General features: G+C 39.9%; 24 protein-coding genes and 1 other annotated feature. Of the genes, 18 read left to right on the top strand and 6 right to left on the bottom strand.

What is annotated here, in order from left to right; genetic code table 11:
• The first annotated feature begins 82 nt into the window (after positions 1–82).
• The gene (locus F7732_RS08885; protein WP_151573506.1) at positions 83–1,093 is read left to right on the top strand and encodes a DUF3231 family protein; all 1,011 of its coding nucleotides are present in this window, start codon (positions 83–85) and stop codon (positions 1,091–1,093) included.
• Between the two features lie 286 nt (positions 1,094–1,379).
• On the opposite strand, the gene F7732_RS08880 is transcribed toward F7732_RS08885, so the two are convergent.
• Complete coding sequence (locus F7732_RS08880) at positions 1,380–1,757, bottom strand: sigma-w pathway protein ysdB (protein ID WP_151573505.1); 378 nt, start codon at positions 1,755–1,757, stop codon at positions 1,380–1,382.
• Positions 1,758–1,905: 148 nt separating this feature from the next.
• Between F7732_RS08880 and F7732_RS08875 the strand changes: the two genes are divergently transcribed.
• Positions 1,906–2,394, top strand: a complete 489-nt coding sequence (locus F7732_RS08875) for a dUTP diphosphatase (protein WP_151573504.1) — start codon at positions 1,906–1,908, stop codon at positions 2,392–2,394.
• 70 nt (positions 2,395–2,464) lie between these two features.
• Complete coding sequence (locus F7732_RS08870) at positions 2,465–3,550, top strand: M42 family metallopeptidase (protein ID WP_151573503.1); 1,086 nt, start codon at positions 2,465–2,467, stop codon at positions 3,548–3,550.
• A 57-nt stretch (positions 3,551–3,607) separates the two neighbouring features.
• Here F7732_RS08870 and sspI read toward each other — a convergent pair whose 3' ends face one another.
• Complete coding sequence (gene sspI, locus F7732_RS08865) at positions 3,608–3,814, bottom strand: small acid-soluble spore protein SspI (RefSeq protein WP_066443070.1); 207 nt, start codon at positions 3,812–3,814, stop codon at positions 3,608–3,610.
• A gap of 118 nt (positions 3,815–3,932) precedes the next feature.
• On the opposite strand from sspI, the gene F7732_RS08860 reads away from it, so the two are divergent.
• The 3 genes from F7732_RS08860 (at position 3,933) to pheT (ending at position 8,527) form a co-directional block, all read left to right on the top strand.
• Positions 3,933–4,685 carry a TrmH family RNA methyltransferase gene (locus F7732_RS08860; RefSeq protein WP_151573502.1) on the top strand — a complete coding sequence of 251 codons (753 nt, stop codon included), beginning with the start codon at positions 3,933–3,935 and terminating at the stop codon, positions 4,683–4,685.
• A 73-nt stretch (positions 4,686–4,758) separates the two neighbouring features.
• Positions 4,759–5,012: a binding site (T-box leader), on the top strand.
• A 47-nt stretch (positions 5,013–5,059) separates the two neighbouring features.
• Positions 5,060–6,097 (top strand): phenylalanine--tRNA ligase subunit alpha, encoded by a 1,038-nt coding sequence (gene pheS / locus F7732_RS08855; protein WP_151573501.1) that lies wholly within the window; start codon positions 5,060–5,062, stop codon positions 6,095–6,097.
• Positions 6,098–6,115: 18 nt separating this feature from the next.
• Positions 6,116–8,527 carry a phenylalanine--tRNA ligase subunit beta gene (gene pheT / locus F7732_RS08850; protein WP_151573500.1) on the top strand — a complete coding sequence of 804 codons (2,412 nt, stop codon included), beginning with the start codon at positions 6,116–6,118 and terminating at the stop codon, positions 8,525–8,527.
• A gap of 72 nt (positions 8,528–8,599) precedes the next feature.
• On the opposite strand, the gene F7732_RS08845 is transcribed toward pheT, so the two are convergent.
• Entirely contained in the window at positions 8,600–8,806 is a 207-nt protein-coding gene (locus tag F7732_RS08845; protein WP_151573499.1) for a twin-arginine translocase TatA/TatE family subunit, read from the bottom strand.
• Positions 8,807–8,994: 188 nt separating this feature from the next.
• Complete coding sequence (locus F7732_RS08840; protein WP_151573498.1) at positions 8,995–9,903, bottom strand: 4Fe-4S dicluster domain-containing protein; 909 nt, start codon at positions 9,901–9,903, stop codon at positions 8,995–8,997.
• Between the two features lie 245 nt (positions 9,904–10,148).
• Here F7732_RS08840 and F7732_RS08835 point away from each other — a divergent pair, with 245 nt between their 5' ends.
• Genes F7732_RS08835 through F7732_RS08825 form a run of 3 tightly spaced genes read left to right on the top strand, consistent with a single transcriptional unit; the run spans position 10,149 to position 13,961 of the window.
• On the top strand, positions 10,149–11,366 hold the full coding sequence (locus tag F7732_RS08835; protein WP_151573497.1) for a PucR family transcriptional regulator: 1,218 nt from the start codon (positions 10,149–10,151) through the stop codon (positions 11,364–11,366).
• A gap of 20 nt (positions 11,367–11,386) precedes the next feature.
• Positions 11,387–13,405, top strand: coding sequence for a molybdopterin-dependent oxidoreductase (locus tag F7732_RS08830; RefSeq protein ID WP_151573496.1), 2,019 nt, complete (start codon positions 11,387–11,389; stop codon positions 13,403–13,405).
• Entirely contained in the window at positions 13,398–13,961 is a 564-nt protein-coding gene (locus F7732_RS08825; protein WP_151573495.1) for a 4Fe-4S dicluster domain-containing protein, read from the top strand. The genes F7732_RS08830 and F7732_RS08825 overlap by 8 nt, the downstream gene beginning before the upstream one ends.
• 189 nt (positions 13,962–14,150) lie before the next feature.
• Here F7732_RS08825 and F7732_RS08820 read toward each other — a convergent pair whose 3' ends face one another.
• Positions 14,151–15,530 (bottom strand): VWA domain-containing protein, encoded by a 1,380-nt coding sequence (locus F7732_RS08820; protein ID WP_151573494.1) that lies wholly within the window; start codon positions 15,528–15,530, stop codon positions 14,151–14,153.
• A gap of 160 nt (positions 15,531–15,690) precedes the next feature.
• Here F7732_RS08820 and F7732_RS08815 point away from each other — a divergent pair, with 160 nt between their 5' ends.
• Positions 15,691–16,479, top strand: coding sequence for an SDR family oxidoreductase (locus F7732_RS08815; protein ID WP_151573493.1), 789 nt, complete (start codon positions 15,691–15,693; stop codon positions 16,477–16,479).
• 74 nt (positions 16,480–16,553) lie between these two features.
• On the opposite strand, the gene rnhC is transcribed toward F7732_RS08815, so the two are convergent.
• A complete protein-coding gene (gene rnhC, locus F7732_RS08810) occupies positions 16,554–17,492 on the bottom strand; it encodes a ribonuclease HIII (RefSeq protein WP_151573492.1) in 939 nt (312 codons plus the stop codon).
• Between the two features lie 129 nt (positions 17,493–17,621).
• Here rnhC and zapA point away from each other — a divergent pair, with 129 nt between their 5' ends.
• The 8 genes from zapA to F7732_RS08770 all read left to right on the top strand — a co-directional run bounded on the left by zapA (position 17,622) and on the right by F7732_RS08770 (position 26,963).
• A complete protein-coding gene (zapA, locus tag F7732_RS08805; protein ID WP_066443082.1) occupies positions 17,622–17,873 on the top strand; it encodes a cell division protein ZapA in 252 nt (83 codons plus the stop codon).
• 8 nt (positions 17,874–17,881) lie between these two features.
• Positions 17,882–18,424 (top strand): CvpA family protein, encoded by a 543-nt coding sequence (locus F7732_RS08800; RefSeq protein WP_151573491.1) that lies wholly within the window; start codon positions 17,882–17,884, stop codon positions 18,422–18,424.
• A 121-nt stretch (positions 18,425–18,545) separates the two neighbouring features.
• Complete coding sequence (polX, locus tag F7732_RS08795; protein WP_151573490.1) at positions 18,546–20,264, top strand: DNA polymerase/3'-5' exonuclease PolX; 1,719 nt, start codon at positions 18,546–18,548, stop codon at positions 20,262–20,264.
• 213 nt (positions 20,265–20,477) lie between these two features.
• On the top strand, positions 20,478–22,835 hold the full coding sequence (locus F7732_RS08790; RefSeq protein WP_151573489.1) for an endonuclease MutS2: 2,358 nt from the start codon (positions 20,478–20,480) through the stop codon (positions 22,833–22,835).
• Positions 22,836–22,851: 16 nt separating this feature from the next.
• Positions 22,852–23,259, top strand: a complete 408-nt coding sequence (locus F7732_RS08785) for a DUF350 domain-containing protein (RefSeq protein ID WP_151573488.1) — start codon at positions 22,852–22,854, stop codon at positions 23,257–23,259.
• A gap of 288 nt (positions 23,260–23,547) precedes the next feature.
• Positions 23,548–25,251, top strand: a complete 1,704-nt coding sequence (locus F7732_RS08780) for a long-chain-fatty-acid--CoA ligase (RefSeq protein ID WP_151573487.1) — start codon at positions 23,548–23,550, stop codon at positions 25,249–25,251.
• 322 nt (positions 25,252–25,573) lie between these two features.
• Positions 25,574–26,158: a TetR/AcrR family transcriptional regulator gene (locus F7732_RS08775; RefSeq protein WP_066443088.1), complete on the top strand. Its 585-nt coding sequence runs from the start codon at positions 25,574–25,576 to the stop codon at positions 26,156–26,158.
• Positions 26,159–26,189: 31 nt separating this feature from the next.
• Positions 26,190–26,963 carry an enoyl-CoA hydratase gene (locus F7732_RS08770; protein WP_151573486.1) on the top strand — a complete coding sequence of 258 codons (774 nt, stop codon included), beginning with the start codon at positions 26,190–26,192 and terminating at the stop codon, positions 26,961–26,963.
• Positions 26,964–26,996 lie beyond the last annotated feature (33 nt).

The following is a 26,996-nucleotide window of genomic DNA, read 5'->3' as shown; positions in this document are numbered from 1 at the left end:
CGTATTTTCTGTATTGGATATTATAGAAATAAATTACAAATTTATATATGGGATATTTTTTAGAATTCAGGAGGTACATGGCATGGTACAAACCAATAAGCTTAATGTCTCGGAGATAGGTTCCGTTTGGCAGACCTATCAAGAGAAAACACTTATTATGAGATTTTTGGAATATTTCATTGAAAAGGCAGAGGATCCTCAAGCAAGAAATATTCTTGGCGGGTTATGGCAAGAGCTTAATTTCTATGTGACAGAAATGGAGAATCTTTTTTCTGAACAAGGAATGCTTAAGCCAAATGGGTTTACTTCAGAAGATGTTAATCTGGAGGCTCCGAAATTATATGATAATGGATTCGACATTATGTTTGTACGTATATTAAAGGAAGTAAGCATGGGTCTTTACACGCTTGGCATGAATATGACCTATAATAAAAAGGTCATGGGAATTTATGAGGGACTCACTACAGTTACCCAGAAAATCTATAAGCTGTCAACTTCGTACTTGCTTGAAAAAGGCATTTTGGTTCCTCCGCCATTCGTAACGGTACCGAAACAAACGGAAGTGATTCAGAATAAGAATTATATGGCAGGTTTTAAGTTAATAGGTGATAAAAGGCCTTTAAATGATCTGGAGGTTGGGATCCTTCACCATAATCTTGAAGCTAATAATATTGGAATGCAGCTGATTACAGGGTTTGCTCAATGTGCACAAAATAAAGAGGCGAAGAAATATTTTATAAAAGGAAAGGAGCTCGCTAAGAAACAAATAAAAGCAATGCAGGAATTACTTTTGGAGGGAGATATTCAGCTATCAGCAAAGTCAGGAGCCACGGTAACGACTTCAACTGTTCCTCCATTTTCAGATAAGTTAATGATGCACTGTATTTATATTCTTAACGGATTCGGTCTTATTGGATCTGGAACAGGCGGTTTTTTCAGCTTAAGAAATGATCTGGCAATGAAAACACTTCTATTGGCAAAAGATGTTTATTTCTATGCGCAGGAAGGGATCGAGCTCAAGATTAAGTATGGCTGGTTCGAGGAGCCGCCGCAAATGGAAGACCGTTCACAGATTATAAAGAAGGGAAAATGAATAAAGGGTACTGTTGTAGAAGATATTAACGATAGTGTCGGACCAGCCTGGCACTAAAATAGGATGTGGAGGGATACAATTTGAGTACAATTTCAAGCTTAATTAAAAGGGTTATTTCTTTAATAATTAAGATTGCGTTCTTGATTGAAACCTCTAAACAGCGCCTAAACCGATTATCAAACCTGCTGCCGACAACATAGGCAGCAAATAAAAGTACAATTCTTAATAGAACATAATAAAAGGTAAACACAAATTCGTGTTTACCTTTTGTTAACAACAGGTTTTCCTATTGCATAAATTCCTTAACAGGACTTTTCCAATCAATTTTTGCACTCGGGTACTGCTCTGAAATTTTCTTTTCAATAAATAAGAAGTCTTCCTTTACAAGCCCCTTTAAAGCCGTAACTTTATGAGGCCAGACAAAAATTGAGACAACATCGAAAGAAGCCGCGGTTGTACCTAAGTACTTCTCTCCTTCAAATAGAACTCCTTTATATGTTACTAAGAAATTCTTATGAACGTTAGTTTCATCATCATAAAAATAATAACGTTTCTGCTCATGGGCAAGTTCAAGCTTTCTTTTTGGATTTAATAAATATTTTACAGCAGTGTATATTAAAAAGATGATGATTGCTAAAAGCAACAGACGCAACAGCCACATCATAACAAGCCCTCCAAATGCGATTTGCTACTATGTACGGATGAACTTCAAAAAAGTTTCAACTTTTTTTTATTTATTATAAAATTTATCATATATCGGTTCCTTTTATATATAATCGATGTGTGATTGATCAAGATAGGATGGTGCTGGAATGAATTTTGAAAGACTATTTAACATGCAAAAAGAACTGGATGCTCATATTGAGGCCAAACATGAATTAACTAATGAAAATCTATTTGACCGAAAAGTGCTTGCTCTGCTGGTTGAACTTGGAGAACTGGCAAATGAAACACGTTGCTTCAAGTTTTGGAGTGTAAAGCCGGCAGCTGCCCAGGAAACAATTTTGGAAGAATATGTAGATGGAGTTCATTTTATTTTATCTCTTGGAATAGAGCTTCAGTATGAATCAGCTGCTCCGGTTATTGAAGCTGCTGATCAGAATGACATAAATGAACAATTTCTTGCTGTTTTTGAACAGATACATCAGTTTAGGGCAGAAAAAACACGGGCTTCTTACGAAAAGCTTTTCTTAGTGTATTTACAGCTTGGCCAATTACTTGGCTTTTCAGCCGCTGATATTGAACGGGCTTATTTTGAGAAAAATGAAGTAAACTATGAAAGACAAAAAGAAAATTATTAGCTGAATTTTTGCACATTAACAGGGCAGTCTAGTATAATGAAGTGGAATACATATTAAGGGAGTCGAAATAATGGCTAAATTAGATGAAACGTTAACCATGCTTAAGGATTTAACGGATGCAAAAGGAATTCCAGGCAATGAGCGTGAAGTTCGCGAAGTCATGAAACAATACATAACTCCATTTGCAGACGAAGTAACAACCGATGGATTAGGAAGCTTAATTGCCAAGAAAACAGGCAAAGAAGGCGGACCAAAGATCATGGTTGCCGGCCATTTAGATGAAGTAGGTTTCATGATTACAAGTATTGATGACAAAGGTTTTCTTCGTTTTCAAACGGTTGGCGGCTGGTGGTCACAAGTTATGCTTGCCCAAAGAGTCACAATTGTAACAAGCAAAGGGGATGTAACGGGCGTAATTGGCTCAAAGCCACCGCATATTCTTTCAGCTGAAGCTCGTAAAAAGCCTGTTGATATCAAAGATATGTTTATTGATATTGGTGCCACAAGCCGTGACGAAGCAGCTGAGTGGGGCGTTAAGCCTGGTGACATGGTTGTTCCTTATTTTGAATTTACAGTGATGAACAACGAAAAAATGCTGCTTGCCAAAGCTTGGGATAACCGCATCGGCTGTGCAATTGCAATTGATGTATTAAAACAATTAAAAGATGCTGAGCATCCGAACGTGGTATACGGAGTAGGAACAGTCCAAGAAGAAGTTGGCCTGCGCGGTGCAAGAACAGCTGCACAGAAGATCCAGCCTGATATTGGTTTTGGCGTAGATGTTGGAATTGCTGGAGATACACCTGGTATCACAGAAAAAGAAGCTTTAAGCAAAATGGGCAAAGGACCGCAAATTATCCTTTATGATGCATCAATGGTATCACATAAAGGCTTGCGAGATCTTGTAACAAACACTGCAGATGAGCTGAATATTCCATATCAATTCGATGCTGTGCCTGGAGGCGGAACAGATTCAGGTGCGATCCACCTGACACATAACGGTGTTCCTTCTTTATCCATTACAATTGCGACAAGATATATCCATTCACATGCAGCAATGCTTCATCGTGACGATTACGAGAATGCAGTGAAACTAATTGCAGAAGTCATTAAGCGATTAGATGAAGATACAGTTAATAGCCTGAAATTTGATTGATAAAAAGAATCCGCAGATGCATGTCTGCGGATTTTTCTCATGTATACAAAGCTCCTCTTATTTCAAGCCGCTTTCAAGCGTGTGCAGCATTTCCTGTTTGTCTTCCTCAGAAGAGTTGTTCCAGATGACTTCAAAAAGAACACCAAGACCAGGCAGCATTTTTTCTTCCCCATTTTGGATAGCATCAACAATTGTATCCTTTAATTCATCCTGATTGTTTCCAGAAACATTATGAAGAATGGCATTACGCAGATTCAAGTTCATTTTTTTACACTCCTTCCAATTTCATGATTACATTCATAGTTTTTCTTTTCTCAGATTTATTATGTATGGTATTTACGTTATAATAGACAAACTGATGTTAGAAAAAGGAGAGAACACTGTGAACTATATTCACTCTGCACAAAATCAAAAGGTTAAGCAGTGGAAGAAACTTTTGACAAAAAAAGAGAGAGATAAGACGCTTACTTTTCTAGTAGAAGGCTATCATCTTGTCGAGGAAGCATTAAATAGCGGCAGCATTGCAGAAATCATAATGGGAGAACAAGTAGAACTGCCCGCAGCATGGAACTATGGAGATATCCCTGTCAATGTTGTCAGTAATGAGATCATTCAGCTGCTCTCTGATACTGAAACGTCACAAGCGATCTTTGCTGTCTGTGAACAGAAAACATATGACAGCGTTCTTGAAGAAGGAAGGAAGTTTCTCTTACTTGATGCGGTACAGGATCCCGGCAACTTAGGAACAATGATCCGAACAGCTGATGCAGCCGGTATGGATGCTGTTTTCGTCGGAAAAGGCAGTGTCGATATGTACAATCCAAAAGTTCTGCGTTCAGCGCAAGGCAGTCACTTTCATCTGCCGATCATCGGGGAAGATCTTGGTGTATTGATTTCTAAGCTTAAACAGCAGGGTGCAGCTGTGTACGGAACTGCATTGGAGAACGGCCGTCCATATACAGAAATAGATAAAAGTGATATTTTCGCTCTATTAGTTGGAAATGAAGGCAATGGTGTCAATTCGGAGCTTTTAGCTGAAACAGATGAAAATCTGTATATCCCTATTTTCGGGAAGAGTGAGTCTTTAAACGTATCAATTGCTGCCGGTATTTTAATGTATCATTTGCGTTCTTGAAATGGGCAGTGAATTTGCTTAAACGATTTGAAAGTTGTAAAAGAATGTACTATAATTAACAACAAATTATATGTAAAAAACAATGACGGAGAAAAGTAGCCTGCTGGAACTTTTTTAGGGAGAAAACACCTTGACTGCAAGTGTTTTTAAAAGGGATGCAAGTGAACATTCACCTCCAGAGTTGGCATCGGGACCATAGCAATCTGGCTATGTAAAGATGCACCGGCATCTGGCCGTTATCTCAATGAAGCGAATACATATACGCGGGTTCCCCTGTTTACATGTATTAAAAAGGGTGGTACCGCGAACCAAAACCTCGTCCCTTTATAGGGATTAGGTTTTTTTGTTTGTCCAAAAAAAGGAGGTTATTATACATGCAAGAACGTTTAAAAGAGTTGCAGACTGAAGCTCTCGAACGCGTGAACACAGCAGATGATCTTAAAGAGCTAAATGAGATCCGGGTTTCTTATTTAGGAAAAAAAGGTCCAATTACAGAAGTTTTAAAAGGAATGGGAAAATTATCAGCTGAAGAGCGTCCAAAAATGGGGGCTTTGGCAAATGAAGTGCGAGATGCGATTGCTGCTGCTATCGAATCGAAGCAAAAAAATCTTGAAGAAGCTGCTGTTGCTGCAAAGTTAGCTGCAGAAATGATTGATGTGACTTTGCCGGGACGACCTGTTAAATCAGGAAATCACCATCCTCTAACACGTGTGGTGGAAGAGATAGAAGATTTATTTATCGGAATGGGCTATACAGTGGCAGAAGGGCCAGAAGTGGAAAAAGACTATTATAACTTTGAGGCATTGAATTTGCCGAAGGACCACCCAGCCCGCGACATGCAAGATTCCTTCTATATCACAGAAGACATTTTGCTGCGTACTCAAACTTCTCCTGTTCAGGCTAGAACGATGGAAAAACACCAAGGCAAAGGGCCGGTTAAAATTATCTGCCCAGGGAAAGTGTTCCGCCGTGACCATGATGATGCAACACACTCTCATCAATTCATGCAGATTGAGGGCTTAGTTGTAGATGAAAATATCCGTATGAGTGACTTAAAAGGAACGCTAGAGGTTTTTGCAAAAGCGATGTTTGGCAGCGACAGAGAAATTCGTCTGCGCCCTAGCTTCTTCCCTTTCACAGAACCTTCAGTTGAGGTCGATGTTTCTTGCTTCAAATGCGGAGGCAAAGGCTGTAACATCTGCAAAAAAACAGGCTGGATCGAAATCTTAGGAGCTGGAATGGTACATCCAAATGTTCTTGAAATGTCTGGCTTTGACTCAAAGAAATATTCTGGTTTTGCATTTGGAATGGGTGTTGAGCGCATTGCGATGCTTAAATACGGTATTGATGATATTCGTCATTTCTATACAAATGATGTCCGGTTTTTAAAGCAATTTTCAATTCATGAATAAGTGTCAGGAGGAAAACACATGTATGTTTCATATAAATGGCTCCAGGATTATGTCGATCTTTCTGGCATAACTGCTGACGAGCTTGCTGAAAAGATTACAAGAAGCGGAATTGAAGTCGAAGGTGTAGAAAAGTTAACAGAAGGAATCAGCGGTGTTGTAATCGGACACGTGCTTGAAAGAGAGCAGCATCCGAATGCCGATAAGCTGAATAAATGTCTTGTTGATATAGGTGCAGAAGAGCCTGTGCAGATTATTTGCGGAGCTCCGAATGTAGACAAAGGCCAAAAAGTTGCTGTTGCAACAGTTGGTGCTGTTCTTCCAGGGAATTTTAAAATTAAGAAAGCAAAGTTGCGCGGAGAGGCTTCCAACGGAATGATCTGTTCTCTGCAGGAGCTTGGCTTTGAAGGCAAGCTTGTAGCAAAAGAATACGCTGAAGGCATTTATGTTTTTCCTGAAAGTGTTGAAGTTGGCAAGAATGCATTAGAAGAACTTCACCGTGATGATGAAGTACTTGAGCTTGGCTTAACACCGAACCGTTCTGATGCTCTAAGCATGCTTGGTGTAGCATATGAGGTTGCTGCCATTTTAGGCAGAGAGGTAAATCTTCCTGAAGGAAAAGCTTCAGAAGCGGCTGAAAAGGCAGAAGACTATATTTCTGTAGTGGCTGAAGCAGCTGAAGACAATCCATTATATATTGCAAAGGTAATCAAGAATGTAAAAGTAAAACCATCTCCGATATGGATGCAAGCGAGACTGACAGCTGCAGGCATACGCCCGCATAACAATGTGGTTGATATTACGAACTACATTTTGATTGAATATGGGCAGCCTCTTCATGCTTTCGATTACGATAAGCTTGGGTCAAAAGAAATTGTCGTCAGAAGAGCTAAAGATAGCGAAGAGATCGTAACACTTGATGATGCGAAAAGAACACTTTCCAGCGATCACCTTGTGATCACAAACGGAACAGAGCCAGTGGCATTAGCCGGTGTCATGGGCGGTGCAAATTCAGAAGTCCAAGGTGATACGACTACGGTTTTGCTTGAATCAGCTTACTTCAAAGGAAGCACAGTTAGAAAGGCCTCTAAAGATCATGGTCTTCGCAGTGAAGCAAGTGCACGTTTTGAAAAAGGGGTTGACCCGAATCGTGTGCGTGCAGCTGCAGAGCGTGCGGCTGTATTGCTTGAGCAATATGCGGAAGGCGAAGTTCTTGCTGGCAGTGCTGAAGCAAATACATTGAAAATAGAGCCTGCTGTTGTAGAAGTATCGATTGAAAAAATCAACCAAGTTCTCGGCTTACAATTGATGTCAGAGGAAGTTGTGGATATTTTCACTCGTCTGCAGTTCGAGGCTGTTGTCGAACAGGGACAAATTACGGTTACCGTTCCTACCCGCAGAGGAGATATCACAATTGGAGAAGATTTAATTGAAGAGGTAGCAAGACTTTATGGCTATGATAATCTTTTATCCACATTGCCAGTTGGATCTACTACCCAAGGCGGTCTTACGAAATATCAGCAATCTCGCAGAATCGTCCGCAACACGCTTGAAAGTGCTGGATTATACCAGGCCATTACGTATTCTTTAACAAGCGAAGCAAAAGCAAGCCAGTTTGCTCTTGAAGTCCGCGAGCCTCTGCCGCTTGCAATGCCAATGAGCGAAGAGCGCAGTGTATTGCGATTAAGCTTAGTTCCTCAGCTTCTTGAGGTATTGAAATATAATTCAGCACGTCAAAATGACAGCCTGGCTGTTTATGAAATTGGTTCGGTCTTTTTATCAAACGGGAAAGATCAGCTTCCAGAAGAAAAAGAGCATGTGGCAGGTGCTGTAACAGGATTATGGGTCAACCACCCATGGCAGGGCGAGAAAAAGCCTGTTGATTTTTATGTGCTAAAAGGAATTGTGGAAGCATTAGTTGACAAGCTTGGAATTAACGATCGCATCGAATTCCGTCAATCTGAAAGAGATGGCCTGCATCCAGGCAGAACAGCTGAAGTGCTGATAGACGGCAAAGCTTGCGGTTATATTGGGCAAGTTCATCCAACAGTTGAAAAGGAACTGGATTTAAAAGCAACGTATGTTTTTGAATTATCACTAGAGTCTCTTCTAGCAGAAACAGCACCGCTTGTTTACGAAGCGATTCCTAGATTCCCTTCTATTACAAGAGATATCGCCTTAGTAGCGGATCAGGAAGTGTCTTCTGGACATTTGCAATCCATTATTAAGGAAGCAGGAGGCACCCTGTTAAAAGAAGTATCTGTTTTTGACCTTTATGAAGGAGAGCGAATGGAAGCAGGGAAGAAGTCCATTGCATTCTCATTAAAATACTTTGATCCTGAAAAAACATTAACAGATGAAGAAGTGGTTAAAGCACATACTAAGGTGCTAGAGGCACTGGAAGAAAAAGCTGGTGCAGTCCTAAGGGGTTAATTCAGTTATTTAAAAAAGCCAAGAATGCGATGTCTGCATTCTTGGCTTTTTATTATTGTGGTGAATTACAGCTTAAATATCTTTAACGGTGTCATCGATTTTCTTCTTTTCATCTTCACTTTGGCTATTATCCTCGAGCATCCCTTTTGTAGAGCTTTTAAACTCTTTCAATGTTTGGCCCATGGCACGGCCGATTTCAGGGAGTTTCTTCGGTCCAAAAATGATTAGCGCAAGCACTAAAACTAAAATTAATCCTGGAATTCCAATGTTTGATAACATTAAAACACTTCCTTACTTATAATTGGTCTGCAAATTCCTGCTATTATGCTGAAAGAGGGCAGGAAGGTTAAGCTTTTCTATCAAATGAAATGAACTTCCAATTTAAAAAAAGCATTTTTCCATTAAAATAGTTGCATTTCCTATTAAATTCGAGCGTTTACCTATCAAATGGCGCATATCACTGCCGCTTATCTCAAGAAGGAGCCATACTGTTTCATTTTTTTACAGCGTACACATTCCTCTTCCACATGGGACGCTGATGTAAACGCAGCGTGACAGGAGGAACACTCCCTTTGATAGAGGTGGTGTATACGAGTGCTGGCTCTCTGAATATTATCTGTTATAATGATTGCTTTTTCCTGGCAAATATCTGCACAGAGCATGCACCCTGTGCAAGTTTGCGCGGTGATGGTAAGCTCAGTCTCTGAAAAATGAAAACAGTTTTTTCTGCAAAGCATTTCACATGCTTTACATAAGGTGCATTTTGACTCATCCAGCTCGATCTCTTTAAATTGATACTCTCTAAAATAATGGGCAAGCTCCAAATTCTGATGATTAAAGCGCCATTTTGCTGGAGCCATTTGTCTGACTGTCGAAGCTGCTCCTTTTTTCCAAAAAGAAAAGATTTCACGCCGTGTCATTTTTTCGTCTTGCTTTTGTATTTCGAATTGTATCACTAATGCCTCTTCATTAAGTTGTGCTAACTTGCTGTTGATTTCATTGAGAAATCTCTTCCACTCTTCGCTAAGTTCTTTATTGTGAAAGTAAACAGATGTCACTCCTGTTTGATAATATCCAAGCATTTCTTTTACTGAGGGAGGTTTCTCCTCTGCAATGAATACATGATGCTCTATTATGTGTCTTTTTGGATAAAAACCCTCTACAGCCTGAACAGGGCATTCTGCAATGCAATCGCCGCATTCAGTGCATTGATCAGATTGGATAACTGGTTTTCCATCTTTTAAAACAATGGCGTTTATCTCGCAGGAATCTAAACACTTTGTGCAGCTTGAAAAAGGACTTTGATAACGGCTGCACGATTTTAAAATTTCGAACTCATAATCCAAGCTTTCCATCCACCGATCGAATAGACCCATCAAAGCCGCTCCTTTCCTTTTTATTACAAACATAATTTGTGATTCATTTCACAATCAGATTCATGACTATATTATAAATCATGAAACTTGGGAGTGATATATCTTCTATGCACGAAAATTTACTCTTTTTTTTGTACGATAAGCCAATGAATTTTTACGGTGTTGTGACATCCATTGTGAATAGGCGTTTATTCTTATAAGATGAATGTAATGGATATTTCGAGCTTAGAAAGGAATTGAATTTAATGGAAATAAATTTTTCAGTTCCAGACTATTTGCAAAGATTATTAGTTTCCTCGCAAAAGGGAATGGAAGGGATCGCCCAGGAGTTAGCAGATATTTTATCAATCCCTATTCTGATCGCTGATCCTCTTTTAAATCAAATCGTATCTGCCTGGGATAAAGAAGGTACAAAAATAGAATACATTGAAACTGCAATAAATGGTCTAAATCAAGAAGTTCAGGAACCTGTATCATGTGTTATATCTGCAGGAGAGGAGCTTATTAAAGGGGTATGTATGGAAATTCATGTCGATGGGCGTGTTCGGGGATATGTAATTGCGGTGAATGATAGAAGTAGATTTCCTCTTGAACTAAAAGAAATCCTCCAGTTTGCATCAATGCTTTGCTCCAAGGAACTTCAAAATACATTAAAAATGAAACAGGAAAAACAAAAGCTGCGGGAAGTTTTTCTATATGACCTCTTATATGGAAATATTAAAAAAAGAGAAGATATTATTTCGTACGGGCAGATTTGGGGATGGGATTTTCAGCTGGCCCATACTGCAGTCGTTTTCTCCTTAAAAGATTTTGACTATTTTTCAGATGACCGGCATTTAATAGATTTGCTGTTCTATATGATTGAAAAAGCCATGCTTGATCGCAGGCAAAGACCGATCTCTATCAGGAAACGAGGCGAAATTATCCTCATGTATCCCTCGTCCCCTGAAGGGGGAACGGATCATCATTCAGAGATAAAGGATTTTGTTTACTTAATCATGTATTTGTCTAAATCCCATCATCTAAGTGAAAGAATTGCTGCAGGGATCGGAAGGAGAAGAATGATGCCGGAAGAAATTCACCGCAGTTACCAGGAGGCAAAGGTGGCGTATGAACTGGGATTGCTATTGAATATTTCCGTTCCGTTTTTTAGCAGCCTTGGCCTGGAGAGAATCTTATATAATCACGATTTACATGATTTAAAAGAGTACTATGAACATACACTGGGAGAGCTGGAAAAATACGATCTGGATCATGAAAGTGATTTAATGAGCTCTTTAAGTGTATTTGCTGCCAATCAATTTGATTTGACCAAAACAGCTGAAGGAATGTATGTGCACCGCAATACGTTAAGGTACCGTTTTAAAAAGATTGAAGAAATACTTGGTGAAAAGCTGGATGATATGAATGTAAGGCTAAATATTATTGCCGCCTTAAAAATTAAGCAGCTTGGAAAAATCTAAAGATTGAGGTGGTGTACAGCATGAAAATCTTCCGAAATGCTTGCCCGCGAAATTGCTATGCCTCCTGCAGCATGCTTTCTTATGTGAATAATGGGAAGCTTGTAAAGGTGGCTGGAGATGATCAGCATGGCTATACGAAAGGAAACATATGTGCAAAAGGATATGCTTTTACACAATATGTATCTCATCCTAATCGGCTAAAATATCCGATTATGCAGTCACCTCGGAGCTCTGGAAACTGGAAAAGAATATCGTGGGAGCAGGCATATACTATAATTGCTGACAAGATCATTGAATTAAATGAGCGCTATGGATCGAATTTAGCAAGCGGCTATAATAAGTTTTCAGGCAATATTGGGCTGCTGCATTATGCGGCTGAAGCTATGTTTAATAGTATAGGGCCGCATACAAAACCAAAAGGAAACCTCTGTCTGACAACTGGAAATGAGGCTCTTAAGGAGAGATTTAAGCAATTCGAACAAAGCAGCCCTGAAGATATGGCAGCTGCAGATTTAATCGTGATCTGGGGTGCGAATCCCGCTGTTACAAATGTTCCGCAAATGAAGTATATATTCCAGGCAAGAAGAGCGGGTGCAAAGGTAGTTGTCATTGATCCAATATTTACAGAAACTGCAGCAAAAGCAGACCTTTATATTCAAATTAAGCCAGGAACTGATGGGCTTCTTGCTTTATATGGTGCTAAACGTATAGCTGATTCTTCATTCTTTGATGAAAACTATGCTCAGGATTGCACAAACAATTTTATTGAGTTTAAAAGGATAATGGAAGAGGTTCCAAGTGCAGACAAAGTGAGCGATCTTACCAATGCCCCTATATCGGCAATTGAAGAACTTGCAGAATTATATATAGAAGCAGCATCGAGTGTTACATGGATTGGATTTGGTATGCAAAGAACAAACACAGGCGGTGAAAACATTCAAGCTATAAGTGCTCTTGCTGCGATGACAGGTTTCCTTCAAAAAAAGAAAGGAAAGCTCTTCTATGCACACAATGACTTGGAGCAGTTTCCATTACACCTTTTGAAATTTCCGGAACAAAAACATTCCGAAGCCCAGGCTTCGAGAGCAATAGATATAAATTCATTTGCAAAAAATGCCTTAAAGCTTTCGGACCCGCCATTAAAGTTTTTATGGATTGCTTCACGAAATCCCTTCTCCCAGGATAATAATCTGCAGTCATGGATGAAGCTGATACAGCAGCTTGAATTAATCGTAACAGTTGATTTATATATGACCAAAACAGCTGAGATATCTGATATTGTCCTCCCAGCAGCTACCCATTTTGAAGAGATGGACTTAATTGTGAGCTATTGGCATCATTGGATCTCTATTAATGAACAATCCTTGCCAGGTTACTTTGAATCAAAAAGCGATCTGCAAATTACAAGAGAACTCACAAACAAGCTGAATGAACGATCGCCAGGTTTCTCAACTTTTCCATCTGAGCTGGAGGCATTAGATTGGATTCAAAAAGAGCTGTCGCCTGTAATTCAAGAGCTTTACGGTATTCAAGATTATACAGATTTGCTGAGTGGACCACATTTAAAAAAGCCAGGGAAAATTCCCGCTAAGGAAAAGTTTAGCTTTAATATTCCGGATGTAAGTGCTTATTTAGAAAATGTAAAAGTTCAGGAAGACAGCTTATTATTTCCGTACCAGCTGATCACTCCGCAATCACTTTTAACAATACATTCGCAATACGAGCATCTGACATGGCTGACTGGGACAGATGAAAATAGTGAGGATACTATTGCTGAAATCTCTGCCTTTGCAGCTGGGGAAAATAGATTAATGCCAGAAGACAGCATCGAAATTTTTAATGAAAATGGCTGGGTAGATGCTAAGGTAAAGGTTAACCCCTATTTAGCGAAAAACATTGTACTTGTTAAACAGGCAGGTAAAAAACCTATTAATTGGATTATTGTTCATCAAGAAAGCGACCAATGTCAGGAAACAAGTACACACTTTTACGACAGTAAAGTGAACATCCGAAAGAAAAAGGTGAGCAGGGATGGTTAAACAGCTTGGTTTTGTCTTCGATATTGATTTATGCATTGGCTGTAAAACCTGTGAAGTTGCTTGCAGAAATGAGAATCAAACTGCTGGAACTGTGCGGTGGCGGAAAGTGACAAGACAAGTTGATGGCAGCTTTTTATCATTATCATGTAATCATTGCAGCAGTCCGGAATGCTTCAGAGTGTGTCCGGAGAATGCATTTACAAAGAGAATGGACGGTATCGTAGAAATTCACGCTGAGCGCTGCAGCGGATGTGGTCTATGTATGGAGGCATGTCCGTATCATGCACCTCAATTTGACCCTATTACACATAAAGTCACTAAATGCCAAATGTGCAATAGCCGGATCGATCAAGGGTTGCAGGCTGCTTGTGTGGAGGCTTGTCCGACAGAAGCATTAACTGTCAAAGATTTAAACACGTTCTGCCATGTAAACGGAATGGGAACAACATTGGGCTTTCCTGATACTAGACTTACAAATCCATCTATCGTATTTTTTCCGGAGAAAGAACGGAAGAGGTATTTTCAGATAGAGTCATTTTCGGAAGGCAGAGTATGAGCCATAGACGGAGAAATTCCGTTTAATATGCCTAGAGGGTGCTTATAGAGGAGATTTTTCAAAAATAATGCAAAAATGCCTGGTCCACCATATTCCAAGCATTTTTGCACGATTCGTTCTCGTTTTCTATTTCTTCTGATCCGGATGCCCCTTATCCACTGAAAAGGACATGCTGTAACAGCGACCGTTTTAGAATTGGTACTGTGCTTGTGCAAGTAATCCTTTTTGTTTCGCTTCTTTTACCCATTGCGGATATTCCTGCATAAGCAGGTCATATAATTCGCTGTCAGAGATGTTCCCAGGGTCTTCTGCACTGAAAAAATCTGCGTTATCTATATATCTTCCTTTTAAGTCATCGAGCTTTTCCAGGAAGGTAAAATCTGATTGAAACATACTTGTGAAGAATCGGCGTTTTTTCGTCCCTTTATTCGATTTCCCAATAGCCATGAATTGCCAGAACAAAGGTTCATAGGAAGCATTTTGAATATGGCTGATTGTTGCACTTTCATCAAATGTTGCTCCATCTGTTACAAACATAACATAAACAGGAACATTGCTTGCATATGGAGTGTTTCTTTTAGAGGCAGAGCCAAAGTAATGCTCCCGAATGGTCTTCATAGCTTTACCGTAATAGGTTCCGCCCTCAAGTGGATATTTTTTTATAAGATTGTTAACAAAGCCACTGAAATTATCAACAGATAATTCTCCTGCATCGTGTGCGTTTGCTCCGAATAAGAAAATATCAATAGTGCCATCATCATCAAAACGTGTTCCTAATGCAAGAATCCTCTCGGCAAATTCCTGTATTTTTCCGGAACGGTACAGGCTATTCATGGAACCGGATATATCGAGACATAAAGCCACCTTTGCCTGGTGGTCATGCAAGCCAGCTTTCTCTAAAGACACCTTCGCTTTTTTTGATAAATCTAATAGTTTAGGAGCTTGTTCTGCCATCTTCTTTTCGAGCATGATTTTTTTCGTCTGAGATTGAGAGGTTTCTGGAGCCGGCGGCTGTTGAACAGGTGGTGCTGGCTGTGGCTGATCTTGCTCCTCTGCCACTTCTCCGCCGAAGTCCTTTAATAGTGCTGCTAAACCTCCGTCAAAACCTCTTCCAACAGAAGATGCTCTCCAAACCCCTTTCTGATAGATTTCAGTCATAATGATCGCTTTTTCATTCTGAAAATCCTGTCCGCTAAATGAGTATTCCAAAATAGCTTGTCCTTCTGCTTTGATTTGCAGTATGCCGCTCTGTATCATTTCCATTGCTTCATTACCATCAATGGTCGCAGTGAATACAAGGTTCTGGATCGATGCTGGGAGCTTTGATAAATCAATGCGGAAATGGCCCATCCCGCTTTTATGATTCAGCAGCTGAATTTCTTGTGAGGGGGAAGCTGTTTGATTATAAAAAATCATATACGAGTCATCTGCTAGTTTCTTATTTTCATTTAGTCCAAAACAGGTGATGTCAATTTCTGCATGAGCGTTTATGATGACTTCGATCTCAATGATCGAGTCGGCTGTGAAATCAGATAGTTTAACTTTTTCTCCGCGAATTAAGTGCTTCATATGATCCTCCTGAATTGTTTTTGTTAATAGAATTATACGATACAGGCTATGTCTGTTCAATTTTCACAGCTGGTGTCGGTCTCTGCAGGGTTTCATAAGGTTTACGGGAGACAAGAGTGGGAACATTTGAATATATACAGGCTATAAAGGAGATGTGACAATGAAAAAGACCATTATGATTACGGGAGCTGGTTCTGGATTGGGAAGAGGTACTGCAATTGGGCTGGCTAAGGAAGGCCATAAAGTCATTGCAGCAACAGAAACGACTTCACAGAAAACGAGTGTACTCAGAGAAGCTGAAGAACTGGGACTTTCAAATTTGGAAGTACTTAAGATAGACATTACCAATCCAATCGATTTAGTCCAAATAGATGAATATGATTTTGATATTTTCGTAGCAAATGCCGCTATTAATGAAGGCGGACCGCTGAGCGAAATTCCGATGGAGCGCTTTAGAGCCATCTATGAAGTGAACGTATTTGCGACACTTGAATCTGTTCAATATGCAGCGAGGAAACTTGTTGAAAAAGGGAGCGGAAAGATTTTCTTCTTAAGTTCGATGGCAGGCGTTATGAAAACGGCATACGGCGGTCCATATGCTTCTACTAAGCATGCCATTGAGGCCCTGGCTTTAACTCTTAAACAGGAGCTGGATCCACACGGCGTAAAGGTGGCAACGATTAATCCAGGACCATACAACACTGGATTTAATGACAGGGCAGCAGAAGAAAAGTGGAAATGGTTTGATGATGAAGTTCACTTTACAAGTGGTGAAGATATGAAGGAAAAGGAAAAAGGCCTAGAAAATCAGTATGATCCTAAAGAAATGATTGAGGTAATGGTCGATCTGATTCCATCTGATCATCATAAGGTTCGAACTGCCTATCCGCCAGAAACGGAGGAGCAAATGAAAGAAACGGAAAAGAAACAATGGGAAATGGAGATTTAAAGGATTTGTATCAGCTTTTCTAACAATAAATACCCAAGAATGCTTGATCGGCATTCTTGGGTAACATAAGTCTATTACATATATTTTTTTCTATAAAGTTTCTTGGATTTTTCAGTATTGGCAAAATGCAGCTTCACAAATTGAGGAAGTGCCTCTATTCCTTTTTCATGAATTAAGCGTGCACCGGCTTCATCGACTTTGCCGCCAGCTCCTTTCGTTAAAGGGAATCCAGCTTCTTTTGCCAATTTATCAAAATGTTTTACAAATGCATAGCGGGCAAGAATCGATGCTGCTGCAACAGCAAGATGAACACTTTCAGCTTTTGTACTGAAGTAGACCCGATCGCGGTGCACCTTTGGCTGGCTTTTTAGATATTGGTAATAAACATCCTTTTGCGCAAATTGGTCAATTAAAATCACTTCAGGCTGCTCTGGAGCAATTTTCTCTAGCAGATGGCCAATGGCTTGGTTATGAAGAAGAGCCTTTATTTTTCCCTGCGACATCCCTGACATTTGCAGTTTATTATATTTATCATTATGTAAGGTTAAGAGACTGTATGGTATTACTTCTTTAATTTGTTTGGCAATACTGATGATTTTCTCGTCATTTAAGTTTTTAGAATCACGAACGCCAAGTTCCTTCAGTAATGGGAGGTTTGCTTGACTTACATATGCGGCAACAACGGTAATGGGTCCGAAAAAGTCTCCTGTCCCGACCTCATCCGATCCTATACAGGAAAGACTGCTGATATTTTCTGGCAGATTTGCAGCAGCAGGTTTACTTTCCTTTTTTGCCTTTGGTTTAGCGATATCCCCGCCCCACCTGGCAGATTCTGATTCTGCTCCGGCTCCTTGAAAAAGAACCTTTCCAGATTTGTAGGCTGTAATAGAGCAATTGTTTGCTTTAGCAGCAAATACGCCCCCGGGAGGGACTTTTCCAGTAGAGAATGGCTCATAGTGAGCCTGCATTTCTTTAATCTCAGGGTAACTCTTTAGCAGTACAACATGACTCATATTTTAATCTCCTTCTAAAAATCTCTGAATTTACAGTATCTGTGCTTTTTTGGCATGCTTTGACTTCCCACAAATTAGACCTTCGTGTTATGATATTGATTAGGATTCTTTTGAATGGGGGTTCAAAGGTTGTCAAATACGGAAAAAAATCGCACTAGTGTAGATATATATGGGCAGCAATATGTAATTGTCGGCACTGAAAACTCCAGTCACATCCGGCTTGTTGCATCAATCGTTGATGATAAAATGCGTGAGATAAGCTCTAAGAATCCTTCACTCGATACGAATAAATTAGCTGTCCTCACAGCTGTTAATGCTGTTAATGATTATCTGAAATTAAAAGAGCGGCTTGAGGATGAATTAAAAAGAGTAAAGGACTGAAAAGCATCATGCTTGATCTTTTTATAATAGTTATATTGTTATTTGGTTTTTTAGTAGGATTAAAGCGTGGCTTTATCCTGCAGCTGATTCATTTAACGGGCTTCATTATCGCTTTTATTGTCGCGAGAATGTATTATGAGCCTCTTTCGGAAAAGCTGACCCTATGGGTGCCTTATCCCAATTTCGGCAGTGATTCAACCATGCAAATGTTTTTTGCAAATGATAATTTAGAGGATGCTTACTATCGTGCGATCGCATTTGCCATCATATTTTTCGCTGTAAAAGTACTGCTGCAGATTATTGGAAGCATGCTTGATTTTGTCGCAAGCTTGCCAATTATTAAACAGCTTAATATTTGGGCAGGCGGCATTCTTGGTTTTATAGAAGTTTATCTTATCATGTTTATTATATTATACATAGCCGCATTAGTACCAATTGCGGGAATGCAAACATATTTTAATGATTCATTTATGGTGGATTTAATTGTAAATCATACACCTATATTATCAGAGACAATTAAGGATATGTGGATCGAATATATGGCAGCCTAACTTCTCTTTGCGGAGAAGTTTTCTTTTTGACTAAGGATGAAATGTTATAATCACTAAGGATGTACTCTTTGATTAATAGGAAACACTAAATAAATAGGATCTAAATGGGCAGGTGTGTAAAATGACCATCAACAAAAAAGATGTTATAAAATTATTGGAAACTATTGCAGTATATATGGAATTAAAAGGGGAAAATCCCTTTAAGACAGGGGCTTTCCGGAAGGCTGCTATTGCTTTGGAAAACAGTGACTTAAGTTTGTCTGAAATGACAGATTATACGAGTCTTTCTGGCATAGGTAAAGGCACAGCAGCTGTTATAGAAGAATTTGTACAGGAAGGCACATCTTCGGTGTTAACTGAGCTGAAGGAACAGGTGCCGCCTGGATTAATTCCTTTGCTGCATATTCAAGGTTTAGGCGGTAAAAAAATCGCAAAGCTCCATAAAGAGCTGGGAATTACAGATGCACAAGAATTAGAACAGGCATGCAAGGAAAATCGAGTGCAGGGACTTGCTGGATTTGGAGCGAAGACAGAGGAAAAGATTCTGGCCGCTTTATTAAATGCCGGTACACAGCCGGATCGGCTGCCGCTTGCTTATATGCTTCCTGTAGCAGAAGCAATAGAGGATGCGCTGGGAAATATCCCAGAAGTACTAAGGTTCTCCAGAGCCGGCAGTCTCAGAAGAATGCGCGAAACCGTTAAAGACCTTGATTTTATTATTTCTGCAGATGATCGGACAGCCGTAAAAGAGCAGCTTCTTGGTCTGCCATCCATTAGAGAAGTAATCGCAGCGGGAGATACAAAGGTTTCGGTTGTTTTTGAGCATCAATATGATGTTTCCTGTGATTTTCGGATTGTTGCACCCAGTGAATTTGCGACTACCCTGCATCACTTCACTGGCTCTAAGGATCATAATGTAAGAATGAGGCAGCTTGCTAAGGAACGCGGAGAAAAGATCAGTGAATATGGAGTAGAAAACATTGAAACTGGAGAAGTAAAAACATTCTTATCAGAAAAAGAGTTTTATGCACATTTTAACTTGCCGCATTTTCCGCCGGAAATTCGAGAAGATGGCAAGGAAGTTGACTCGTATACACAAGAAACGAAGTTAATTTCGCTTGAAGATATTAAGGGCGACCTTCATATGCATTCGACGTGGAGCGATGGAGCGTTTACAATAGAAGAAATGATTGAGGCATGCCGAAAGCGCGGCTATCAATATATGGCCATTACAGATCATTCCCATTATTTGAAGGTAGCTAACGGTCTGACACCAGAACGGTTGCGCCAGCAAAGAGAAGAAATAAAAAGGCTTAATGAAAGATATGATGATATCACCATTTTAGCAGGAGTTGAAATGGATATTTTACCGGACGGCACACTTGATTATGATGATGAACTGCTTGCTGAAATGGATATTGTCATTGCTTCCATTCATTCATCCTTCTCACAGCCGAAGGAAAAAATAATGGATAGGTTAAAAACTGCTCTGCAAAATGCTCATGTAGACATTATTGCCCATCCCACAGGCAGACTGATAGGGAAACGGGAAGGCTATGCAGTGGACATAGATTTATTAATTCAATTAGCTAAAGAAACGAATACAGCACTTGAATTGAATGCCAACCCTAACAGACTTGACCTTGCTGCTGAGCATATAAAAAAAGCGCAGGCAGCGGGAGTCAAAATCGTCATTAATACAGATGCCCATAAAATTGATACACTGGCTCATATGGAAATAGGTGTATCTGCAGCGAAAAAAGGATGGGTTCAGACATCATCCGTTTTAAATGCTATGGAAATCCAAGATTTATTGGATTACTTAAAAACGAACAATTGATATATTTTGAATCATAGAAAGGCGGGGAGGACCCTGCGGCAAGTCACTTCCGCATTTCGACTTGTCTAGCAGAATGGCTTACCCTCGAGGTCATAAGTTAAGCCATTCAAAAGGTTATAGAACAACCTTCCGCCCCGCTTGCCTTATGTTTGTCGGGGCTGAATGAGCCACTTCTGATTATCTATAAATCACATCCTCGAAGGAGGGGGAATTATGCAAGAACGCGCTTTAAAGGTTTTGGAATTTAATAAAGTTAAGGATCAGCTGCTTGATTACGTATCATCTGAGGTCGGCAGAAGAAAAGCAGAGAAAATTCAGCCATCCACCGACTATGAGACGGTTGTCCGTCTGCAGGAAGAAACAGATGAAGCTGCTACAGTACTAAGGATTAAAGGCAATATTCCTTTAGGGGGAATTTTTGATATAAAGCCGCATGCCAAGCGAGCAGTAATCGGCGGGATGCTCAGTCCGCATGAGCTAATGCAGGTGGCATCGACCGTACATGCCAGCAGGCAAATGAAAAGGTTTATTCAAGAATTTTCAGAAGAAGAAAATGAAATTCCCATCTTAATGGCATATTCTGAAGAGATTATTGTATTAGCGGATTTGGAAACCTCTATCCGCAATGCAATTGATGAAAATGGTGAGGTGCTGGATAGTGCGAGTGAAACACTGAGATCGCTTCGGGTCCAGCTTCGCACAAGAGAAGCGCGTGTGAGGGAAAGACTTGAAAGTATGATCAGGTCTTCTAATGCCCAAAAGATGCTGTCTGACGCTATCATTACGATCAGAAATGACCGCTTTGTTATTCCTGTTAAACAAGAATATAGAGGCAACTACGGCGGGATCATTCATGATCAGAGTTCATCCGGCCAGACATTATTTATCGAACCTCAATCTGTTGTGCAATTAAATAATGAATTGCAAAGCATTAAAGTAAAAGAACAGCAGGAAATTGAAAAAATCTTAATTGCACTTTCAGCATACACAAGTGAATTCAAAGCAGAGCTGGAAACGATTGTGGATGTGCTTGCTCAGATTGATTTCATGTTTGCAAAAGCCAGATATGCTAAAAAGATTAAAGGCTCTAAGCCTAAAGTTAACGATGAGGGAAGAATTTCTCTCTTTAAAGCACGGCATCCGCTTATCCCAATAGACGAGGTAGTCGCGAATGATATTGCCATCGGCGATACGTATACCTCTATTGTCATTACTGGACCAAATACAGGCGGAAAAACGGTAACACTTAAAACAGTTGGATTATGTACTTTGATGGCTCAGGCGGGGCTGCAAATCCCGGCTCTTGATGGATCAGAGATTGCTGTTTTTGACGCTGTTTATGCAGATATTGGGGACGAGCAGTCCATTGAGCAGAGTTTAAGTACATTTTCATCTCATATGGTAAATATTGTCGACATTCTTGAAAAGGCTCAATACAACAGTCTTGTTTTATTCGATGAATTAGGTGCTGGCACGGATCCGCAGGAAGGTGCAGCATTAGCGATTTCCATCTTAGACGAAGTGAATAAACGAGGAACCCGTGTCATTGCGACAACTCATTATCCTGAATTAAAGGCATATGGGTATAATCGGGAAGGTGTCATCAATGCCAGTGTCGAATTTGATATTGAAACATTAAGTCCAACCTATAAACTGCTGATTGGTGTTCCAGGCCGAAGTAATGCATTTGAAATCTCCAAACGCCTTGGCTTAAAAGAAGATGTTATTAATGTGGCAAGGTCGTATATTAGTGCGGACAGCAGCCAGGTGGAAAATATGATTGCATCCTTGGAGGAAAGCCGCAAACAAGCCGAAGCGGACCGTGAAGAGGCGAATGAATTGCTGAAAGATGCAGATCGGCTTCATAAGGATCTTCAAAAGCAGATGGCTGAATATTATACAAAGAAAGAAACTCTTTACGAAAAATCTGCAGTAAAAGCAAATGAGATTGTTGAAAAAGCGAAGCAGGAAGCAGAGCAGATTATCCATGATCTGCGGAAAATGCAAATAGAAAAACAAGCAGAAGTGAAGGAGCATGAATTGATTGAAGCGAAGAAGCGGCTTTCAGAGGCAGCTCCGGCACTGAAAAAGAAACAAAGTCCTGAAAGAAATGCCGATGGCAAACGGAAGTTAACACCAGGTGATGAAGTGAAGGTATTAACGTTTGGCCAAAAAGGACAGCTGCTTGAGAAATCAGGTGACAATGAATGGCATGTTCAAATCGGAATTCTGAAGATGAAAGTGGAAGAAAAAGACTTAGAATTTATCAAAAGTCCTAAAAAGGCTGAAACAAAACCGCTTGCTACAGTTAAGGGCAAGGATTACCATGTCAGTCTGGAGCTTGATCTTCGCGGTGAACGATATGAAAATGCCCTTATGAGAGTCGAAAAATATATCGACGATGCTCTGCTTGCCAACTATCCGCGCGTATCAATCATTCATGGAAAAGGGACTGGTGCACTGCGGCAGGGGGTACAGGAATATTTACGCAATCATCGTTCTGTTAAGAAAATTCGCTTTGGAGAAGCGGGAGAAGGCGGAACCGGTGTAACCGTCGTGGAATTTAAGTAAGAGGGGAGAATAGAATATGGAAGGTTTTTGGGAAAATGAATTTATCCAAACCGCTGCCTACTATAGTGTTGTCATCCTTTGTATGATTGTCTTTTTAGCTGTATTCGAACTTGTCACAAAGTACAAAAACTGGGAAGAAATAAAAAATGGCAATATCTCTGTAGCAATGGCCACTGGAGGGAAAATATTTGGTATTGCCAATGTATTTAGACACTCCATAATGCATAACGATGCGCTCTTTACCATGATTATATGGGGAGTCTTTGGATTTTTCCTGCTGCTTGTCGCATATTTTATCTTTGAGTTTTTAACACCAAGATTTAATGTAGATGATGAGATTAAGAACAATAACAAAGCAGTTGGTTTTATTTCAATGGTCATCTCCATTGGTCTGTCATTTGTCATCGGAGCAAGTATCGGATAGAGGGAGAAGGGGAAAATGGAGAAGCTTGCAAAAGTATTAATCGTGGTTAGCGCCCTTTTTGTGCTAGTTGGACTTGTATATATTTTTTTCATTGCCTAATGGCAATAACAAAAAAAGAATTGCCCGTGTTTAGGGCAGTTCTTTTTTTGTTATGCCTGTAAGATGGGTATGAATACCTTCTGTTTATGAAATGCTCCGTTTATTCTAATTGTTTTGTTTACACCAGTATATTATAATGAGATGAGAACAATTAGAATGTTCAAAATACTTAAAGAAAGGGGTTTGCGTATGACAGAGTATAAACCATGGCTTAGCCTGTATCCTGAAGAAATTCCTAAAGAACTCATCTATGAAAATCAGCCTGTTCAGGATTTTTTGAAAAAAACAGCTGCAGAATTTCCTGAAAAAACAGCTGTTCATTTTATGGGTAAGGAATTCACTTACTCATACATTTATGAAGCTGCGCTTAAACTTGCAGGCTATCTGCAATCGATTGGGATTGAAAAAGACGATCGGGTAGCCGTTATGCTGCCGAATACTCCACAATCTGTTATCAGCTATTATGGGATCCTATTGGCTGGCGGGATCGTTGTTCCGACAAATCCGCTTTACATGGAAAGGGAATTAGCGTACCAGCTGAAGGATTCAGGCGCAAAAGCAATCATTACAATGGACATTTTATTTCCGCGTGTGTCGAAAGTAAAACAGCAGACAGATCTTCAACATATAATTGTAACCGCTATCAAAGATGCGCTTCCATTTCCAAAAAATCTTATTTATCCCTTTATACAGAAGAAACAATACGGAATTGTGGTCAATGTCAAGCATGAAGGGAATCATCATCTATGGACAGAAATACTAAAGCTATCTTCTTTGCCTTTAAGTGAGCAGGAGATTGACTTTGAGAATGACTTGGCTCTCTTGCAATATACCGGCGGAACGACCGGCTTTCCTAAAGGTGTTATGCTGACACATAGAAATTTAGTGGCGAATACGGCAATGTGCCGAGCTTGGCTGTATAAGTGTGAAAGAGGGAAAGAGACTGTTCTTGGCATTTTGCCTTTCTTCCATGTTTATGGAATGACGACGGTCCTGCTGCTTTCCGTTTTAGAAGGCAATAAAATGGTGTTAATGCCAAAGTTTGATGCAGGGGATACCTTAAAAACCATTCAAAAGCAAAAACCTACCCTGTTCCCAGGTGCACCAACGATTTATATTGGGCTATTAAACCACCCTGATATTGAGAAATATGATCTTTCATCCATTGATTCCTGTATTAGCGGCTCCGCAGCACTTCCGGTAGAGGTTCAGCAGAAATTTGAACAAATTACAGGAGGAAAACTAGTCGAAGGCTATGGCCTGACTGAATCATCACCTGTTACACATGCTAATTTCTTATGGGATATGCCGAGAATAAAAGGAAGCATTGGTGTGCCTTGGCCTAATACAGATGCTGTCATTTTTTCAATGGAGAATGGGGAAAAGCTGCCTCCAGGTGAGATCGGGGAAATTGCTGTTAAAGGTCCACAAGTAATGAAAGGCTATTGGAACCGTCCAGACGATACGGAGCAAACTTTAAGAGATGGCTGGCTTTTAACAGGAGATCTTGGCTATATGGACGAAGAAGGATATTTTTATGTAGTGGATCGTAAAAAGGATATGATTATTGCTGGGGGCTTTAATATTTATCCCCGCGAAATAGAAGAAATCCTATACGAGCATCCAGCCGTTCAGGAAGCAGTTGTAGCAGGTATACCAGACCCTTATCGCGGTGAAACCGTTAAAGCCTATATCGTATTAAAAGATGGGAACGAAGTAAGCGAAGAAGACTTGAATGTATTTGTCCGTAAGCATTTGGCAGCCTTTAAAGTTCCAAGAGTATACGAGTTTAGAGAAGAATTGCCTAAAACAGCAGTAGGGAAAATTCTGCGCCGAGCATTAATTGATGAAGAGAAGAAGAAATTTACCGAAGATGAAGAAAAGCAAGCGTAGACGATAAAATAAAAAAATGAAACATTCTTGCTTTCATTTAAAAGAACCGGGATATTCGGCTCTTCTTTTTTGAATATTAAGGCTTGTCCATTCATGATTTTAAATGCCATAATAGGATAAAAGAAAAAAGTGGTTATTTTCTTGACAATATAACCTTCTATTACTATTATTAAATTATGAATGATGATTCATTCATTAAATCTTTCTTTGTGTTCAGTATTACATTTAACAGCTCATACGAAGGACTGCAGAGTTGTGTTTATAGAATGAAAAGAGATCACGAGATAAGATGTTAGATGTGTCTTGAAGGGAGGGAAACGGATTGAAAAAAGATAAACCAAAATATCGGCAGATCATCGATGCAGCTGTCGTTGTTATTGCTGAGAATGGCTATCACCAGGCACAAGTTTCCAAAATTGCAAAGCAGGCTGGTGTTGCTGATGGAACGATATACTTATATTTTAAGAATAAAGAAGATATTTTAATCTCTCTCTTTCAAGATAAGATGGGCCATTTTATTGAAAGAATTGAAGAGCAGATTGCAGGAAAAGAACGGGCTGTAGAGAAGTTATTAGTCATGGTCGAATCCCATTTTACAATGCTTTCTCAAGATCGGCATCTTGCTATCGTAACACAGTTAGAGCTAAGACAGTCTAATAAGGAGCTTCGCCTTAAGATCAATGAGGTGTTGAAGGGTTATTTATCTCTTGTTGATAAAATTCTTGTTGAAGGAAAAGAAAACGGTGAGTTTTCTGGAAATCTCGAAACGAGACTTGCGCGGCAAATGATATTTGGGACGATGGATGAAGTGGTGACAACCTGGGTAATGAATGATCAGAAGTATGATCTTCCCTCTTTGGCGCCATCTGTACATCAGCTGCTGATCAGCGGATGCAAGGCGGATTGACCATCTAATAAGCAGAGAGGTGAATAAACCAATGGTATACTTAAAGTGGAATCATCAAGATCATGTTGCGACAATTAAAATCGACAGAGCACCTGCGAATGCACTATCATCACACGTTTTAAAAGAATTCTCATCTGTACTGGATGAAATTGAAAAAGTAGATGATATTCGTGTTGTATTGATTCACGGAGAAGGAAGATTTTTCTCTGCTGGAGCGGATATAAAAGAGTTCACTTCCATTACTAGCGGAAGCGAGTTTGAAAAGCTTGGCCAATATGGTCAGGATCTATTTGAAAAGATGGAGAGATTCCCGAAACCATTAATTGCAGCCATTCATGGTGCAGCATTAGGCGGAGGGCTGGAGCTGGCAATGGGCTGTCATTTCCGACTTGTTGCAGAGAATGCCAAGCTGGGACTGCCGGAGTTACAGCTGGGATTAATACCCGGTTTTGCAGGCACGCAAAGACTTCCGCATCTTGTAGGCAGAGCCAGAGCTGCTGAAATGCTTTTTACAAGCGATCCGATCACAGGGCTTGAAGCTGTTAAATACGGACTGGCTAACCATGCCTATCCAGAAGCTGAACTGTTAGAAAATGCCTATAATTTAGCCAAAAAAATCGCAAAAAAGAGCCCGCTTTCCATTAAGGCGACGATTGAGCTATTAAATTACACAAAATCAGATCAGTTTTATGAAGGCGTCAAAAAAGAAGCTGAGCTTTTTGGCGAAGTATTTGCATCAAATGATGGCAAAGAGGGCATCTCAGCTTTTATTGAAAAGCGTGAGCCCAACTTTACAGGCAAATAATGCAACAAGTAGTAAATGATTAACTGAAGGTGA

Origin of the sequence: Bacillus mesophilum (assembly GCF_008923265.1) — a bacterium.
Lineage (GTDB): Bacteria > Bacillota > Bacilli > Bacillales > Cytobacillaceae > Cytobacillus > Cytobacillus mesophilum.
Note: the sequence above shows the minus strand (reverse complement) of the source record. Positions and strands in the feature narration are given on the sequence as shown.

Bases quoted from the DNA above. Each gene is read 5' to 3' on its own strand.
- F7732_RS08870 (WP_151573503.1), top strand. From the start codon at position 2,465: ATGGCTAAATTAGATGAAACGTTAACCATGCTTAAGGATTTAACGGAT.
- F7732_RS08830 (WP_151573496.1), top strand. From the start codon at position 11,387: ATGAAAATCTTCCGAAATGCTTGCCCGCGAAATTGCTATGCCTCCTGC.
- F7732_RS08835 (WP_151573497.1), top strand. From the start codon at position 10,149: ATGGAAATAAATTTTTCAGTTCCAGACTATTTGCAAAGATTATTAGTT.
- polX (WP_151573490.1), top strand. From the start codon at position 18,546: ATGACCATCAACAAAAAAGATGTTATAAAATTATTGGAAACTATTGCA.
- pheT (WP_151573500.1), top strand. From the start codon at position 6,116: ATGTATGTTTCATATAAATGGCTCCAGGATTATGTCGATCTTTCTGGC.
- F7732_RS08785 (WP_151573488.1), top strand. From the start codon at position 22,852: ATGGAAGGTTTTTGGGAAAATGAATTTATCCAAACCGCTGCCTACTAT.
- F7732_RS08820 (WP_151573494.1), bottom strand. From the start codon at position 15,530: ATGAAGCACTTAATTCGCGGAGAAAAAGTTAAACTATCTGATTTCACA.
- F7732_RS08885 (WP_151573506.1), top strand. From the start codon at position 83: ATGGTACAAACCAATAAGCTTAATGTCTCGGAGATAGGTTCCGTTTGG.
- sspI (WP_066443070.1), bottom strand. From the start codon at position 3,814: ATGAACTTGAATCTGCGTAATGCCATTCTTCATAATGTTTCTGGAAAC.
- F7732_RS08780 (WP_151573487.1), top strand. From the start codon at position 23,548: ATGACAGAGTATAAACCATGGCTTAGCCTGTATCCTGAAGAAATTCCT.
- F7732_RS08815 (WP_151573493.1), top strand. From the start codon at position 15,691: ATGAAAAAGACCATTATGATTACGGGAGCTGGTTCTGGATTGGGAAGA.
- F7732_RS08790 (WP_151573489.1), top strand. From the start codon at position 20,478: ATGCAAGAACGCGCTTTAAAGGTTTTGGAATTTAATAAAGTTAAGGAT.
- F7732_RS08840 (WP_151573498.1), bottom strand. From the start codon at position 9,903: ATGGGTCTATTCGATCGGTGGATGGAAAGCTTGGATTATGAGTTCGAA.
- F7732_RS08845 (WP_151573499.1), bottom strand. From the start codon at position 8,806: ATGTTATCAAACATTGGAATTCCAGGATTAATTTTAGTTTTAGTGCTT.
- rnhC (WP_151573492.1), bottom strand. From the start codon at position 17,492: ATGAGTCATGTTGTACTGCTAAAGAGTTACCCTGAGATTAAAGAAATG.
- F7732_RS08880 (WP_151573505.1), bottom strand. From the start codon at position 1,757: ATGATGTGGCTGTTGCGTCTGTTGCTTTTAGCAATCATCATCTTTTTA.
- pheS (WP_151573501.1), top strand. From the start codon at position 5,060: ATGCAAGAACGTTTAAAAGAGTTGCAGACTGAAGCTCTCGAACGCGTG.
- F7732_RS08875 (WP_151573504.1), top strand. From the start codon at position 1,906: ATGAATTTTGAAAGACTATTTAACATGCAAAAAGAACTGGATGCTCAT.
- F7732_RS08825 (WP_151573495.1), top strand. From the start codon at position 13,398: ATGGTTAAACAGCTTGGTTTTGTCTTCGATATTGATTTATGCATTGGC.
- F7732_RS08770 (WP_151573486.1), top strand. From the start codon at position 26,190: ATGGTATACTTAAAGTGGAATCATCAAGATCATGTTGCGACAATTAAA.
- F7732_RS08800 (WP_151573491.1), top strand. From the start codon at position 17,882: ATGCTTGATCTTTTTATAATAGTTATATTGTTATTTGGTTTTTTAGTA.